Below are 16096 nucleotides of genomic sequence, written 5' to 3'. Positions count from 1 at the left end.
GCCATGTGGCAAAAAATCCCCTTCCTTCGCTAACCTGCAGCGAAGAGAAGGGGATTTACATATTTCCCGGGAAATGATCGAAATTAGTCGAAATAAACTGCTTTTCCTGTTTTCGCCGACTCATAAATCGCTTCGAGAATTTCAGAAACAACACACGCTTGCTCAGGTGTGACTACCGGTTCTGTGTCATTCTCGATCGCTTGAATCCATAGGCGCATCTCTAAATCAGGCGCACTTTCCGTTTCGCCAGCATAGAAGGCAACGCCCCCAGCATTAAGCTCGACCTCAGTAGTGAACAAGCGGCTATGTTTCTCGCCATTGATGCGCAGTCCGCCTTTCATGTCGGCTCCGCCCTCTGTACCGCTTAACGTGCATTTCGCTTCATCGACTTCAAGCGTGTTCAGTGCCCAGCTCGACTCCAGAATAATGGTAGCGCCGTTTTTCATCGTAATCATACCGAAAGCCGAATCCTCAACGGTGAACTTGGATGGATCCCAAGGTCCCCAAGCATTTGCTGCGTTTTCACGTTGAGACAATTTGTGGTAGGACGTTCCAAGTACGACCTTAGGCTCGTAGTTGTTCATCATCCACATTGTCAAATCGAGCGCATGCGTACCGATATCGATAAGAGGTCCACCGCCTTGTTTCTCTTCATCCAGGAATACGCCCCAAGTCGGAACAGCACGACGTCGGATTGCATGCGCTTTAGCGAAGTAAATTTCACCAAGCTCTCCGTCCGAACAAAGTTTGTACAAGTGCTGGCTGTCGCCGCGGAAACGGTTATTATAACCGATCGTGAGCTTCTTACCTGTGCGTTTGGCTGCCTCAACCATGCGGCGTGCGTCTACGGCTGTCTTGGCCATCGGCTTTTCGCACATCACGTGCTTGCCGGCTTCAAGAGCCGCGATCGTAATTTCGGCATGGGAATCGTTTGGCGTACACACATGAACGATATCGATGGTTTCGTCCGCCAAAACCTCTAGGTAATCAACGTAAACGCGGGTTTCGCTTTTACCGTATTTGCTTGCCGCTTCATGCGCTTTTTCTGGAATGATGTCGCAGAATGCCACCATTTCCACATTGCTTAACTTGCTCAGGCTCGGCATATGCTTGCCGTTCGCGATTCCGCCACAGCCAATAATCGCGATGCGATACGTTTTGGACATTTTCAAAGTCTCTCCTTTGGATTATTATTACCACATAAGAAAGCATATATTTTCGGTTCCCGAAAACTCTTTCTTATTGGCGATAAAACCTTCCTCTATACGCGGTCGCTCATCATTGAATGGCCTCGATAGAGGTTTTCTCATACTTTTCATATGTACATCAGGCTATTACAATAAGTAGAGGCATTTTTTCCCTACCTTAAAAGTATAACAAAATACCAAAAAAAGAAAATTTCTGATCTGGCGAAAGTTATATGCGATTTTGTCATGATGGAGGATGAACATGCTAATTCATGAAATATCCCGGAAAATCGGCATTACCGCGAGGGCGATTCGCTTTTATGAGCAGAAAGGGCTGCTGTCTCCCGCCAAAATAAAAGAAAATGGCTACCGCACCTACACCGAGCAGGATGCCTGGCGCCTGCAAACCATCATTTCGCTGCGGGAAGTCGGCATGACACTGGATGATATCAGGCAAACGCTGAATCAATCCGACTCCTCCAGCCAAGAGGAATTCATTTACGCCTTGCAGCTGCAGCGCTCCATGCTGTTCCGGCAATGGACCGGAATGAAGCAAATGATCGATACGATGGACCGCATGATTCATGCCGCCAAAGTCAATCAAACACTGCCGACTGAGCAGCTCTATGAGCTTGCCGGGCATAACAAAGCGATGCGGGATCTGCGCGATAGCTGGCGTGACCACTGGGACTTCGACGCGAAGGCATCTCAATTCGATAGGCAGCTGAAAGATGAAAATCTCTCGCCGAATGCAGCATATGAAGCCGCACTCAACCTCATCGCCCGGCTTGTCTCCCCTCTGATAGGGAAAAAGGGACTCGATGTAGGAACCGCCACCGGCAATTTGGCTGGCAAGCTGCAGCAATTAGGCGCCTCTATGTCTGCTATCGATCAATCTAAACAGATGCTGAAGCTTTGCGAAAGCAAATATCCCCAAATCGAGCTGAAATTAGGCAACGTACTGGCGATTCCGTTCATGGATGGACATTTTGATATTGTCGTTAGCTCGTTCGCGCTTCACCATTTAACACAGCCGCAGAGAACATTAGCTTGGGATGAGATGCTGCGTGTACTGAAGCCCGGCGGCCGAATTTGTCTGGCAGATTACATGCTAAGCGATGCGAGTGAGCAAAGTACCTACATCGCCAAGATCATCGCGTCAGGAGCGAACAAGCTGCCCATGATGCACGAAGAGGTCGAGCTTTACCCTATTCACACCGATCTTATTGCGTGGATGAAGCAACATGCAAGCCAAGTGGCATCTCACCGAATCAACGAACTGATCTATATTGTATATGCACAAAAATAAGCCTGGGCCGCTGTCCTATCAGCAAACCCAAGGCTCATTATTTTTTAATCGTATTCGCTACCAGCTTGTAGCCGACTCCTCGAATGGAATCGATTTGAACGGATTGTTGATTCATCTCAAGCTTCTTACGAAGCGAACTTACATGAACGTCGACGGTTCTTTGGCCACCGATATAGTCGAAGCCCCAGACAATATTCATGAGATCGTCTCTCGTTACGACGACGCCCGGACGCTGCACGAGATACAGCAGTACTTCGAATTCCTTCGGTCTTAAAGGGATCGATTCCCCATTCAGGGCAACTTCATATTTTTCCGGATAAATAAATAACTCACCGGCTTGAATGACCTTCTCATTCGTTTTATTCCTATCGGTTACTGCATCCTCGGGCTGCGTTCTGCGCAGCACAGCAGACACGCGTGCCAGAAGCTCGGCAACACCAAAAGGTTTCGTAATATAATCATCAGCACCATGCTTAAGGCCTTGAACGACTTCGTCCTCCGCATTGCGGGCCGTTAAGATGATGACAGGCGTGCTGTTCCCTTTTTGCCTCAGCTTGGTTAATATTTCAAAACCGTTCAGACCCGGAAGCATAATATCCAAAATAATCAAATCATAGGACTGCTGCAAAGCTTCTTGAAGTCCATCTCCACCATGGTCGATGACTTTCGTATCATAACCTTCTTGGGACAAGTTATAGGATAATAATCGGGCTAAAGTGGGCTCATCTTCAATAACTAGTATTTTTTGTGCCATTGGATCCCCCGAATTTACAGACTTTTAACATTGCACAGCCTTATTTTAACACGAGATTGTAAAGACAATGTAAACATACCGTTAATGCGGTGTAAATTAGTGGATCACAGGGAGCTCAATGGTGAATTTCGTCCCCATGCCGACTTCACTGTCGACACGGATCGTTCCCTTGTGCAGCTCCACCAAATGTTTGACGATTGACAATCCGAGTCCAGTTCCGCCTGAGCTTCGGGAACGTGCCTTGTCTACCCGGTAAAACCGCTCGAAAATACGCGGCAAATCCTTCTTCGGAATCCCGATTCCCGTATCGGAAACGATGATCCGCAATCGTTCATAGTCGCCATCGGCATTCATGTCGAGCGGCTCAACGCGTACTCTTACCTTGCCGCCATCCTGCGTATAGCTAATTCCATTGGACAGCAAGTTTATTAAAATTTGCCGCAAACGGTCCTCATCCGCCTCAATGTAAATATCATCGTCTACATGCATGCTTAGCTCGATATGCTTCTTCTCCGCTTCCTTCCGGAGCACACTGAGCGATTTCTCGAGGAATTCCGGCAAATAGACCGGCGAGAACTGCATCGGTATACGCTTGGACTCAATTTTGGACAGCTCCAGAATATCCCCGATCAAACGGTTCAACCGCTCGCTCTCATCGAAAATAATTTGCAAAAAGGAGACAGCCGTCTCTTTATCGTTCAAAGCTCCGGCAAGCAGAGTCTCGGCAAAACCTTTAACAGCTGCAATCGGTGTTTTCAACTCATGAGAAACGTTGGCGACAAATTCGCTGCGCATCCGCTCCAGTCTACGCACAGCCGTAATGTCATGCAGGACGATCAAAACCCCCGACCATTCCTCATCCTCATGGGCAATCGGATTCAAGTTGATTTCAAGGATACGTTCAGCCGGATAATAAAAAATCATCTCGTCGCGAATCGGCTCCCGTGTCTCGATGCATTCCTGGATCAGCTTCGTGAACTCGTATTGCTGCTTCGCTTCGTTGTATTTTTTACCGAGCAGTTCCTGTGCGGAAAAGCCAAGAATGTATTCCGCTGACGGATTCAGCAGCATAATCCGCTCTTCACGGTCAATCATCATAATGCCGCTGACCATATTTTCCATAACGCCTTGAAGCCTGCGCTCGTTTTCTTGAATGCGTTCCATCTGCTGCTGCAAGCTTTCCGACATGTGATTGATCGCCTGTCCCAACTGTCCAACCTCATCATTGCTGTAAGAAGGCACGCGCGATTTATAATTCATATTCGTAATCTGTTTGGCAACCCGGGTCATCTTCTCAATCGGACGCGTGATGCCTTTGGCAATTCGATAGCTGACAATACCCGCAATGATAAACAAGATGGCAAGGCCTGTGATAAGGAAATACCACAAGCTGCGGATCGATTGATCCACCTGACTCAAGCTCATCGCAATACGTAAAAATCCGGTAGTTTGCTCGCCGATTTTAACAGGAATAGCCGCGTAGAGCATTTTTTCCTTTAATGTATCACTATATCGGGTTGTATAACCTACTCCGCTGGAAGCTGCCGCCGCGATTTCGGGCCGATTCAAATGGTTGTCCATTTGCTCGGGATTTTGGTCGGAATCACCTAATACACGGCCGTCGGCACGAATGAAAGTCAGCCTGGCTTCCGTCGATGCCTTAATGCGTTTCGCTTGGATGGTATAATAAGTGATCAGCTCGCTATCTGTACCAACTCGATTCCATTCCCCTGTCGCCAGAATCACTTTGAGCTCGCGTTCCATGTTGTCCTGAAGCGCCTCAATATGAGAATCCTCCAACACCTTAGCCATAAACACGCCCGCAATCAACATCGAGCACCCAATCAGCAAAATCAAGATAAACGTCAATTTGGCACGGAATTTTGTCATCCGTCATTTTCCTCCGATAGCGTATGTTTGCAAGCTTCGTCCTTTCCGATTTAAAAGAAAAAGGGCTACTCCACATAGTAACCCTTTCTTTCGTGCCCGATCCAGTATTTTTTTTGTAAAGGTTATTTGAAGACTGGCTCTTTGAGTGCAGTCAGCTTCTCCAGCGAGTTCTTCTCGACGTCAGCATGAAGGCTGTTGCCATGGGAATCCATCGTCACAATCGCAGCAAAGCCTTCAGTCTCCAGGTGCCACATCGCTTCCGGAATACCGAATTCCATGAAATCGACGCCCTCTACTTTTTTGAAACATTGTGCGTAGTACTGCGCAGCACCACCGATAGCATTCAAATACACGCCGCCGTGCTCTTTGAGGGCAGCAAGCGTTTTCGGACCCATTCCGCCTTTACCGATAACGGCGCGGATGCCGAACTTCTTAATGATATCGCCTTGATAAGGCTCCTCGCGAATACTTGTCGTCGGTCCAGCCGCTTTAACATGCCATTCGCCGGACTCGTCTTTGCTCATGACCGGTCCGCAATGATAAATCGCTGCGCCGTTCAGATCGAGCGGAGCGTCGTGGTCCATCAAATATTTGTGCAGCGCATCGCGTCCCGTATGCATCGTACCGTTAATGACTACGACGTCGCCCACTTTCAGCTGGCGGATTTGCTCTTCGGAGATTGGCGTCGTCAACACGATTTCACGACGTTCTTCTGCAGCGCTTGCCGCAGCTTTCTGGCCTGCCTCGAAAGCTTCCTGGAAGGAAACTTCCGTTCCTCTTGGATAGGACCAGCCATTAATTTCACCGGTCTCCGCATTCAGAATAACGCCCTGACGACGGAACGCCCAGCAGTTGTAAGCTACGGATACGAAAAAGCTCGCCGGCAAACGATTCATGACGCCGACTTTACAGCCAAGCAGCGTCACTTGACCGCCGAAGCCCATCGTTCCGATACCGAGTGTGTTCGCATGCTCCATCACATACTCTTCCACCTTGCGAAGCTCAGGATGCGGGTTCACATCGTCTACGTGACGGAATAATTGATGCTTCGCCAGCTCGTAACCGCTTGTACGGTCGCCGCCGATTCCTACGCCGATGAAGCCGGCGCTGCAACCTTGACCTTGCGCTTGATAAACCGCGTGCATGATGCATTTGCGGATGCCGTCGAGGTCACGTCCAGCTTTACCTAGACCTTCGAGCTCCGTAGGAAGGCTATACTGGATGTTTTTATTTTCGCAGCCGCCGCCTTTAAGGATCAGCTTCACTTCAATATCATCGCGTTCCCATTGTTCAAAATGAACAACCGGCGTACCAGGTCCGAGATTGTCGCCTGTATTAGCCCCAGTAAGGGAGTCTACCGAATTCGTGCGCAGTTTGCTTGCTTTCGTCGCATTGGCAACCGCTTCAAGAATCTGCTTCTTCATCATAATTTGGTTTGCCCCAACCGGGCAGTGTATAATAAACGTTGGCATGCCCGTATCTTGGCAAATTGGAGATACATTGCACTCCGCCATATGAATGTTATCGGCAATACGCGATAAGGACAGCGCAGAACGGGTTCCTTGATCCTCGCGGTCCTGTGCCGCTTGAACCGCTCGGCGAACATCGCCTGGAAGGTTCGTAGAAGTTTCGACAATCAAATCGTAAACGCTTTGATAAAAATGCTGCATAACTAAGTCTGGCTCCTCTCTCATTTGAAAGAAATTATGAAAATAATTGATAAGTCCGCTTTCAGAACCAAGAAGGTTGGACGAAACTCGGAGAAGGAGGAACGGAGCGTAGCGGTTTGCTACGTGAGTACCGGACTTCCCGATTTCGTTCAAGATTCGACGTCGATTTAACTACATAGAATAACTTCGTTATTAAAGTGGACTTTATAAACAACTCTATCTATTATATCATACCTCATACAAAGAGTTCGATGTTGTTGTGAGGAAAACAAGGAGATTCACTGACATGTACAAAAGAATTGGCATTACGGTGCTGCTAAGCCTGATTGGCATCAGCCTGCTGCTAACTCCGCTGCAAGCTGAACGTTCCCGGCAAATTTACTATCAGGACCAGGTAGCCGTCCTCATGTACCATCACGTGCACGACAAAGACACCAGCTCCGGAACGATTACGCCCGTGCTCTTTGAAGAACAGATGCAGTCTTTGCTAAGTAAAGGTTATCATTTTATTTCATTAAATGAATTCAAGCAGTTCATGGAAGGCGCGACTGTTCCTGTCAATGCGGTGCTGGTCACCTTCGATGACGGCTATCAAAGCTTTTACACATCGGCTTATCCGATCCTCAAAAGCTTGCGCATTCCCGCTGTCAATTTCGTCATTACGAACGAATTGACCAATCCGCTCGGCTCTTATATTCCATCTATGTCCAGGGAACAAGTCAGCGAGATGACGCATGCGACGAATTTCATTGATATTGGCTGCCATACGGACAGCCTGCACCACAAGCTGCCTAGCGGTAAAGCCGCTCTGGTTGGAAGATTAGACCAGAATGGCCAGCAAGAAACCGACGAAGCTTACAAGCAGCGCGTGTTCAAAGATACGAACGCATGCGTCGGCAAGCTCAAGGGGTTAACAGAAGCGCCGCTCGACACGATGGCTTATCCGTTCGGCATCACGTCGCCGGAAGCGACGGCACTCGTCCGGCAGGCGGGCATTCGCTACGCCTTCACGATCTCTCCGGAGATGGCGACACGCAGCGCCGATCGCCTGCTCATCCCGCGGATCAACGCGGGCAGCCCCGGCATCACGCCGGAGCTGCTGCACCGCTCGATCCAGCGGAGGGTTACTGCGCAGCCGGGCAACGCCCCGCTGCGTTTGGATGTGGCGACTGCCGCCGAGCAGCTGGGCGGCAGCGCCGTTCTAGAAGGCGGAGCGCTCCAGCTCCGCCTGCGCGGGCAGGCATTCACCCTGCAGGTGAATGCGAAGACAGCGACGCGCGGGCAGACGCGCGTCATACTGCGCGAGCCCGTGCTGCGCGTGCACGGGCGGGTTACGATCGCGCTTGACGACCTGCAAGCGCTGATCGGGCTGCCGCTCGTCTACACCCCGGCCACCGGGACGGTGGCTGAGCGGGTGACGCCGAGCGTGAAATAGACAAGGCCGTCTGGAGGATTATGCCAGACGGCCTGCTCTCTCTTGCCCGCATTTCGCGGGACAAACATTGTCGAAAAGTGATGGATATTTCCCCTCGCAAGCGTTACTATTAAGATGATCATCTACTAGGAGGACATTATGAATCATCACTTTTTTGCCTATTTATACCGATTAAAATATATCGACCGCTGGAGTTTGATGTGGAACATGCGCCGAGACACGGTGGCGGAGCACTCCTACTATGTCTCTGCGATCGCCCATATGCTCTGCACCATCGCCAATGAAGTTTACGGACGCAACGTACCTACGGACCGAGTCGTTTCCATTGCCTTGTTCCACGATGCATCTGAAGTTTTGACCGGGGACATTCCGCAGCCCGTCAAGCATAACAACGAGAAAATCCTGCGCAATTTCCGCGAAATTGAAGATGTTGCCGTGGAGAGATTGATAGATACGATTCCCCCGGAAATCAGCCATGTTTATCGTTCATTGATCCAGGATCATGACCCTGAGCTGTACCGTTGGGTAAAAGCCGCCGATCTCCTGGAAGCTTACATCAAATGTTTAACCGAGCTTTCTACCGGTAATCGCGAATTTGTCGTAGCTAAGCAACAGATACTTGAGAGCCTTCAAAAAATGAACATGCCGGAAGTGGACTATTTCCTTACCCATATGAGCGCTTCTTTCGAAAAAACGCTGGATGAGATTACGTTGAACTAACATAAAAGAGCATGTCATCGGCCGATGAACATGCTCTTTTCATTTGAACTATAAGATTGTCGGATTGGTCATCATCAGAACCGCCAGGATAACCGCAATCGCTACGATCCAGCTGAATGTTTTGATTTTACCGGCATGGGATTCCGTATTTTGACCTGCTTTACCCGCCGCAATCAGCTTCTTCATTCTAGCTCCCATCATTCCCGTAAGCGCACCGATGATCAGCAGCAGCACAACCGCTGCAATCATCCAAGGTACGGAAGGACCTGCTTGGTGAATCATAGCTCCACCTGTAATTAAGGCAACAATTAAAGCAAATTGACCGACCCGATTAAACGATGAGAGCAAGCCAACGAAGCTTTCTTGAGCTGCTCCCGACAATGCCGCTGCACGTCCAACGAAAAAAGGGAATAAGACATACGCACCTAGCAGTAGAGCACTCACTACATGCAAGAAAATCATAACGTTATACATTTGACGCCTCCACATTGTTTTGAAATGGTTTTCTTTAGTATACCGAATTCCACAAGGCTGGACAAGAAAGCGATCCCATAAATGGCCTCAGTTCACCATATCTACAAATGTCAGTGGCTTAACATATGCACACGACATGCATACAAAAGAGGGCACAAAAACGCCCTCTTTTCCTTTAATCTATAAATTCAGCAACCTGCAGCAAACGTTTCAGCAGTACGGCCGCTTCCGCTCGGCTAGCATTCGCGTCTGGCACGAATGTATGGTCTGTCATACCATTGATAATACCAGCATTGACTACTGCTGATACAGCATCCTTCGCATAACTGCTAATCTCTTGATTGTCCGTAAACACCGTTACTCCCTTGCCGCCAGACGCAGGTTTCTTGCCTGCCTTCTCAAGAGCGCGGGCGATCATAACCGCGGCTTGTTCACGCGTTATGTATGCATTCGGCTTAAAGGTGCCGTCTTCGAAGCCGTTAATGATACCCGCTTCTGCTGCCGCGGCAACTGCTCCCGCGTACCAGTCGTTTTCATTTACATCGGAGTAAGCAGCGTTCATCTCCTTCGGCAAGCCCAGCGCACGAACCAACAACGCTGCAAATTCTGCGCGCGTAATCGGGTTCAATGGGACAAATGCAGTATCCGTCATTCCGTTCACAACTAGCTTGGATGCCAATAGTTCAACATCCGGCTTTGCCCAATGACCGTCCAAATCCTTAAATGATTTCGCGGAATTTACAATAATGTAAATGCTATTGCCCGGTCTTTTCATCGTTACTTCCGTAGCACCGCCAACCGGTTTAAAGGTCGCCGGTACGAACGTCATCGAACCGCTTGTCGGATCGTAAAGAACGACGGTGCTCTTGACTGGGCTTATAATACGATTTACATTTATAGATCTGCTCACATAGATACCGGAGAAGTCATGGATGGAAACCGACTTACCATTTGCTGAAGCTGTCAGTTGAAAATCCACAGCGTTACTGAGTAGACTCACCCCGTTTTTCCTTGCGTCTGCTTCGATTTGAGCTGCTTTATCTCCCGCCAACTTCTCGATCGTAAAACTAAGTTTCACGTCTTTGGCGTCGGCACCCAGCTGATTCGCCAAATTCAAAGCATCGAGCAGCTTTAGAGGAAAGTTATACGTGATACCAGCAGCATTCATAGATAGTTCCGCAGAAGGAACAGTTTTAGCTGCTTCAATTAGATCAGAAGCTGGAAATTCAAACTCAGTCGCAGCGCCGTCAACGTCTAATTCAACGATAATCTTAGGCGCAGATGCATTGCTCGTCGTTTTGGTCATTAGCTCTAAAGCGGTCTTGATATCCGTTCCTTCAATAACCGCCTTCTCAACCATAGTTCCATCTGCTCGCAGCGCTTTCACCGAAGCAGCTGCGATTTTGGGATTCCCATCCTCATTCTTCGTCACTTTTAAATGAATTGGCCCTGTTGTTTGATTACCTACCTCATTGATTTGACTTGATCGGTAAGGTTGAGCGTTGACCTCTAGTGACTTTGCCCCTTCACCGGCTGAGTTCACAGCGGTAACGATATAGTAATAGGTGGTACCGTTTTGAACGTTTCGATCTGTATAAGTTGCTGCAGTAACGGTATCAGCAATGCTTGAATACGGACCTCCGCTGGATGTTCCTCGCTTCACCTTGTAATATGTCGCTCCTGTAACACTATCCCATTGCAAGCTCACCAAGCCGTCACCCGCTGACGCGCTTAATCGGGCAGTAGCCGGCGGTACTTGGATCTCTGCTGAAGGTGTTGCGTTCGCTTCATTCCAACTGACGAATTCACCGGTAGTTCCTACGGCTGTCACCAAATAATAGTACGTAGTTCCATTTATGACCTGCTCATCTGTATATGTGGCATCTGTAACCGATGGGTCGGACACGTTAATCATCGGATTGATCACCTCATATGTTCCGCCACTCGTTGTACTCCTCTTGAGCGAGTAATAAGTGGCATTGGTAACTGTTGACCAGGTTAAGTTGACCCGGCTATCTCCTGCCTCTGCTCTTAGGCCTGTCTCGGCAACGGGAGCAGGAACTGTCAACGTTCTACCTTTTGCTCCTGCGTGACTAAGCACTACTTCCTTCACATTGACCGAAGGTATGGCTGTATACGGATATGTATCCTTCGGATTCCATGTACCATTTGGCTTCCATGTTGGCAAACCGCTATGGACAAAAGTACTGCCTACATCAATGATAGATCCTGCCGAAGCGCTATCATAATACGCGACAGGCACTCTGACATTTTCAAAATAATTTCCTTCCGAGTACACTTGAGATGAAGCGCCTACGCCAATCGAGTATATATTGTCAGGACTGTTTGACGAGTTATAGTAGTTGTTATACATATGAACTTGTCCAAATCGAACCCGTGGAGCTCGCTGAGCAATATTTTCGAAATAGTTATGATGAATGGTCACACGCAAGCGGCCAGCGTCCGGTCCCGAGTCACTGCTGCCTATCAGCATCGTTTTATCGTGATTCGAGAAATGGTTGTTGGATAAAGTGACCAAATCCGATTGATTCGTAATATCAACAAAGCCGTCATGGTGCTGGAAGTGCTTGCCGAAATACGTTGCTTCATGACCATCCGAACGCCCGCTGTTATCGTTAAACGAATTATGGTCAATCCAAATCCGCGAGGAAGCGGTTATCGTGATGTTATCATATTGGGAGTTCCAATTCCCCGAAGCTCCATCGGCCGGATCCCACAACGGAAAATAATCATAAGCATCTTGGAACTCCAGATTGGTAATCGCGATATTACTCACGCTGTCCAGTACAAGATTACCTCCCACAATCTTCGCGTCGGAACCGATGCCAATCAGAGTGGTGTTGGAGCCTACATAGATTTTTACCCGTTCCGCTTGCTTGGCTTGTGCCGAACTTCTTGCATGTTCCAATGCCGCTGGATTAGCAACATAAGCTTCAACGGTATAATTGTACGGAGTTCCTTTAGTATCTACACCTTGTCTATAATCCTCATAACCAAGCGGTTGATTCTGATCATCGACGTTCATATCTACTTTACCTTTGATAAAAACTACTTTCGGGCTCGCGTTCGTTTTATTCGTCGCGTTATTGCCGCCTAATGCTTGAATCAGTTCATTGCGGTTAGTTACGATGTCAATGTGATCCCCGTTAGCCCCTGCGCCTCCCGTTAGCTCCTTTTTATAAGAAGCCCAGCCGTCTTGATTTGCGACAAGCGTTTTCACCTGAACTGAGTTGATGACTTTAAGAATAAATGAAACTTGCGCTCCCGATGTATATTGAAAAGTCAAATAATGCTTATCTAATTCTAATGAATTCAAATAATGGCGATAAATAACGTACCCGCTTCCGTTAAAATCATAATCCTGACCTCGAATCAGCGTATAGGAGCCGTTGGCTATGGACTGTAATTCGATTCCTGGCGAAAGGAGGTTGATTTGCAAATTTTCGGCTCTTTCCACATTTTTATCAACAATAGCTTCTTTTTGATCAAGTAATGGCTGCATAATGAGCTTTGGTAAAATGATCGGCTGCGTCGGATCCCAGTCTCCAAAAATACGCGGGATTGTTAAAGCGCTCGCTTCTGCTGCCGTCATTTGCTCCGAAATTTTCGAATCCCGAAGTGCAGCATTTGCTCCGCCTCCAACGCTGTTGAATTCTCTGAAAGCACTTGGCGATAATGGACCGGAAGTGCCGGCCCAACTGCTTGACCAGCCTGAGGCTTTAATGTGAGAATCCATCCAAGTATTGATGAAATGAACCTTTGGGTTATTTTTCCAAGGACGGCCTAAGTAGTGATCTCCTTTGGCAGAAGCATCTTTAATGAGCCTGTTGTTCAAAAATACATAACCGACATCGGAAATTTTATTCTGTGCGGCTGCTGTGACATACCCGCCATCCTTGCTCGTGGCTCCAGGGTGTCTGGCGCTTATAATATCACTATTTTCAATAACGACAGCTGGCGCTTCGCCAAAAATAAAATCAACATCACCTCGGATAACGCTATTGCGGAAGTACTGCCTGCCCGGATTGGTCGTTGGATTCGTTGTACCACCACCGTTATATAGCGTATCTTGATACCCCAAAATTTGTACGTTGTCAAAGATCGCTTTATCCGCTTTTACGGATACCGCTACCGCTGTACCGTAAGTATCGCGAGGTCCCGCATTATTTTCAACGGTTAGGTTATATGCGCTGAAATTATCACCCTGTACATCTAACGTTTGGCTCTTGAACGTACTGCCGACGTTACCCGACTGTCCATTCGTGCCACCGTAATCTCCGTAGACAATTTTGGTCACTTCACGACCTTCTCCAATAAAGCTGATATTCGGAGCCGTCACAATTACTTTTTCATTGTACGTTCCTGCTTTAATGTAGACGACTTTGCGACCGCCTGATAATTGTGAAGCTCTCGCAACCGCCTCGCTGATCGTTGGAAACCTCTTAGCGTCAACATCGGCCGATTGGTTGGGATCAACGGTCACGATTTCCGCCGGGGCTACGTACACTTCATTGGAATAGCCGCTTATGCCAGCAGCATTAACAGCTGCTACTACATAATCGTACTCGGTTCCGTTCACTACGCTATTATCTTCGTAAGAATAGTGATCGGCTGCAACAGATCCAATTTCAACAAAAGATCCAACTCCGTGCATGCTCCGTCTCACTGAGTAGGCTGTTGCCCCTTGAGTTGCGTTCCAAGAAAGCATCACTGTCCCTTCATTTGCAATTGCAGTTAAGTTTTTGGGGGCTGTTGGGGCTCCAGGGATCGGTGAATACGGTGTACTTTTTACCTGGTTCGAGATCATGCTTTCCGTTTTGGCGTTAACCGCCGTCACGACATAATAGTAAGCGGTTCCATTATTTATTGAAGCATCTACGAAGCTCGTTCCCGTAATATCTCTTTGAATTTCGGTATACGGACCGCCATTGTTAGTACTTCTTTTCACGTTGTAAGAAGCTGCTGCGCCGACTCCATTCCATGTAAGCGCAACCTTATTATCCCCTGCTTCAGCCGTCAATCCTGTCGGATTGGATAAAGGCGCGCGCGGAGTGCCGGCCAACACCTCTGATGCCGAGCCTTTTCCCGCAACACTTGAGGCAATGATTTTGTAATAATAGGTTTGGTCGTTATTTAGCACAGTGTCCGTATACCTGGTTTCTGTAATGGCCGCGTCAGGACTTAATTGTATGTATGTACCATCTGGAGCATTGCTTCTCATCACCAAATATTTGATCATCATACCATTTGTCGTTGGAACAGCATTCCAGGAAAGCTTCACTGCACTATCTAGAGGCATTGCTTGCAAACCCGTCACTTGTTCCGGTAGCGGTATCGAATCCGTAGGTGTAAGCTGAACGGCTTCCGAGTCCGTTGATCCATTATCATTAACTGCGCTTATGATATAGGAGTAGCTCACCCCATTGTGCAATCGGGTATCTTCATAATAGAGCCCGGTAAGTGCAGCGATCTGTTCATAATTCCCAGTTGCCCCTTCTTTCCGCTTAACGAGGTAGTTGGTTGCTCCATCCGTAACCCCCCAGGTTAGAGCAGCTTGTGTGTTACCAGCTACCGTGCTCGTGATTACGGGCGCTGCCGGAGGCAGCAATGGCTCGTATACGGTTACGTTGTCGTAATAAATGTTGGCTTTGTTACCGTCTGACGTTTGATGATCCAGCTTGTCCAAATACCTGCTTGCTTGCGCTGTAGTGGAATCAAAAAACTGAAATCCTTGGCCGTCATTGAGACGGTACGTATGGTTATTCTCATCGGTTACTGTAACCATGACGCCAGTGGTCGGATTATTCAGATTCACCTGAATTTTCATATGATACCAGGTACCCGCTTGAAAGCTGCCGGACGGTACGATCGATTTATATTGTTTATCCGCGCCGCTGACCGGATCTTTGTAACGATATGCAATCGCATTAGAGAATGTCTCAATGAAAACAATCTGAGTGCTGCCGCCCAACAATCGAATTGCTCTGTGATTTGAAGAAATCGCAGCAGCATCGAACTTGTAATCAAACTCTGCTACAATCGTTCTGCCCTCCTGCTTGGTGAACACAGCCTGAGCCGTTGCATGGTTGCCGGTTTCGTCGTGAAGCATAAGTACTTTGTTGTCGGTGTTGTTCGTCCATGCAGGTCCCTGCATGTTGATGATTTGCGCAAAGTTAGGTGTACCTGTGCTGTTAGCCGGTACGATATATTTGGAAGTTAAGCTTCCACTTGTTGTTGGAGTCGTGGTCAAAGGTTGCTCAAAATTCTCACTAAAACGGAATGCTTCTGCCTGCGCACTTCCAGGCCCAATAGCAGGAACAAATGTGACAACCAAAAGCAAGCAAAGCAGAATACGAAATAATTTGCTCATCAAACCCATCAACCTCCTATTTATTACATCCATTTGCACATAATAATGATTACGCTTACATATTTTCAGCACATCTCTCCCCTAACTCTCTCCTGTTTGTATTCCCCCTCTGCCATTGCATATTTCGTCTTAATTATATGAACCAACTCCCGTTACGTATATAATCCTAATGTTTGAATAGAGCCTAGATTAAGGGGCTGAAAGGAAATCTGTTCCAATGATTATCGTGATTATCGAGCACAAAAAAACTAGTGCCTGCTATCCGC

The 16096-nt window shown here is 48.0% G+C and carries 9 protein-coding genes; 3 read left to right on the top strand and 6 right to left on the bottom strand.

Features of this window, described 5'->3' with window-relative positions; translation table 11 throughout:
• Window positions 1–83: 83 nt before the first annotated feature.
• Entirely contained in the window at window positions 84–1166 is a 1083-nt protein-coding gene (locus ICC18_RS21885) for a Gfo/Idh/MocA family protein (RefSeq protein WP_188176579.1), read from the bottom strand.
• Between the two features lie 283 nt (window positions 1167–1449).
• Here ICC18_RS21885 and ICC18_RS21880 point away from each other — a divergent pair, with 283 nt between their 5' ends.
• Window positions 1450–2496 (top strand): MerR family transcriptional regulator, encoded by a 1047-nt coding sequence (locus ICC18_RS21880; protein WP_188176578.1) that lies wholly within the window; start codon window positions 1450–1452, stop codon window positions 2494–2496.
• 37 nt (window positions 2497–2533) lie between these two features.
• On the opposite strand, the gene ICC18_RS21875 is transcribed toward ICC18_RS21880, so the two are convergent.
• The 3 genes from ICC18_RS21875 to ICC18_RS21865 all read right to left on the bottom strand — a co-directional run bounded on the left by ICC18_RS21875 (window position 2534) and on the right by ICC18_RS21865 (window position 6810).
• Window positions 2534–3250 (bottom strand): response regulator transcription factor, encoded by a 717-nt coding sequence (locus ICC18_RS21875; protein WP_188176577.1) that lies wholly within the window; start codon window positions 3248–3250, stop codon window positions 2534–2536.
• A gap of 96 nt (window positions 3251–3346) precedes the next feature.
• On the bottom strand, window positions 3347–5140 hold the full coding sequence (gene pnpS / locus ICC18_RS21870; RefSeq protein WP_188176576.1) for a two-component system histidine kinase PnpS: 1794 nt from the start codon (window positions 5138–5140) through the stop codon (window positions 3347–3349).
• Window positions 5141–5262: 122 nt separating this feature from the next.
• Window positions 5263–6810: a fumarate hydratase gene (locus ICC18_RS21865; protein WP_188176575.1), complete on the bottom strand. Its 1548-nt coding sequence runs from the start codon at window positions 6808–6810 to the stop codon at window positions 5263–5265.
• Between the two features lie 259 nt (window positions 6811–7069).
• Here ICC18_RS21865 and ICC18_RS21860 point away from each other — a divergent pair, with 259 nt between their 5' ends.
• Complete coding sequence (locus ICC18_RS21860; protein WP_312029577.1) at window positions 7070–8245, top strand: polysaccharide deacetylase family protein; 1176 nt, start codon at window positions 7070–7072, stop codon at window positions 8243–8245.
• A gap of 138 nt (window positions 8246–8383) precedes the next feature.
• A complete protein-coding gene (gene yfbR / locus ICC18_RS21855; RefSeq protein WP_188176574.1) occupies window positions 8384–8965 on the top strand; it encodes a 5'-deoxynucleotidase in 582 nt (193 codons plus the stop codon).
• A 48-nt stretch (window positions 8966–9013) separates the two neighbouring features.
• Here the strand turns inward: yfbR and ICC18_RS21850 are convergent, their stop codons facing one another.
• Both ICC18_RS21850 and ICC18_RS21845 read right to left on the bottom strand, forming a co-directional pair.
• Window positions 9014–9439 (bottom strand): hypothetical protein, encoded by a 426-nt coding sequence (locus ICC18_RS21850; protein ID WP_188176573.1) that lies wholly within the window; start codon window positions 9437–9439, stop codon window positions 9014–9016.
• Between the two features lie 175 nt (window positions 9440–9614).
• Window positions 9615–15830 (bottom strand): pectinesterase family protein, encoded by a 6216-nt coding sequence (locus ICC18_RS21845; protein ID WP_188176572.1) that lies wholly within the window; start codon window positions 15828–15830, stop codon window positions 9615–9617.
• Window positions 15831–16096: the final 266 nt, after the last annotated feature.

Origin of the sequence: Paenibacillus sedimenti, assembly GCF_014534655.1 — a bacterium.
In the GTDB taxonomy this organism is placed as follows: domain Bacteria; phylum Bacillota; class Bacilli; order Paenibacillales; family NBRC-103111; genus Paenibacillus_E; species Paenibacillus_E sedimenti.
Note: the sequence above shows the minus strand (reverse complement) of the source record. Positions and strands in the feature narration are given on the sequence as shown.

What these genes read in the sequence shown, in the direction of transcription:
- ICC18_RS21850 (WP_188176573.1), bottom strand. Translation starts at nt 9,439, where the DNA reads ATGTATAACGTTATGATTTTCTTGCATGTAGTGAGTGCTCTACTGCTA.
- ICC18_RS21865 (WP_188176575.1), bottom strand. Translation starts at nt 6,810, where the DNA reads ATGCAGCATTTTTATCAAAGCGTTTACGATTTGATTGTCGAAACTTCT.
- pnpS (WP_188176576.1), bottom strand. Translation starts at nt 5,140, where the DNA reads ATGACAAAATTCCGTGCCAAATTGACGTTTATCTTGATTTTGCTGATT.
- ICC18_RS21885 (WP_188176579.1), bottom strand. Translation starts at nt 1,166, where the DNA reads ATGTCCAAAACGTATCGCATCGCGATTATTGGCTGTGGCGGAATCGCG.
- yfbR (WP_188176574.1), top strand. Translation starts at nt 8,384, where the DNA reads ATGAATCATCACTTTTTTGCCTATTTATACCGATTAAAATATATCGAC.
- ICC18_RS21875 (WP_188176577.1), bottom strand. Translation starts at nt 3,250, where the DNA reads ATGGCACAAAAAATACTAGTTATTGAAGATGAGCCCACTTTAGCCCGA.
- ICC18_RS21880 (WP_188176578.1), top strand. Translation starts at nt 1,450, where the DNA reads ATGCTAATTCATGAAATATCCCGGAAAATCGGCATTACCGCGAGGGCG.
- ICC18_RS21845 (WP_188176572.1), bottom strand. Translation starts at nt 15,830, where the DNA reads ATGAGCAAATTATTTCGTATTCTGCTTTGCTTGCTTTTGGTTGTCACA.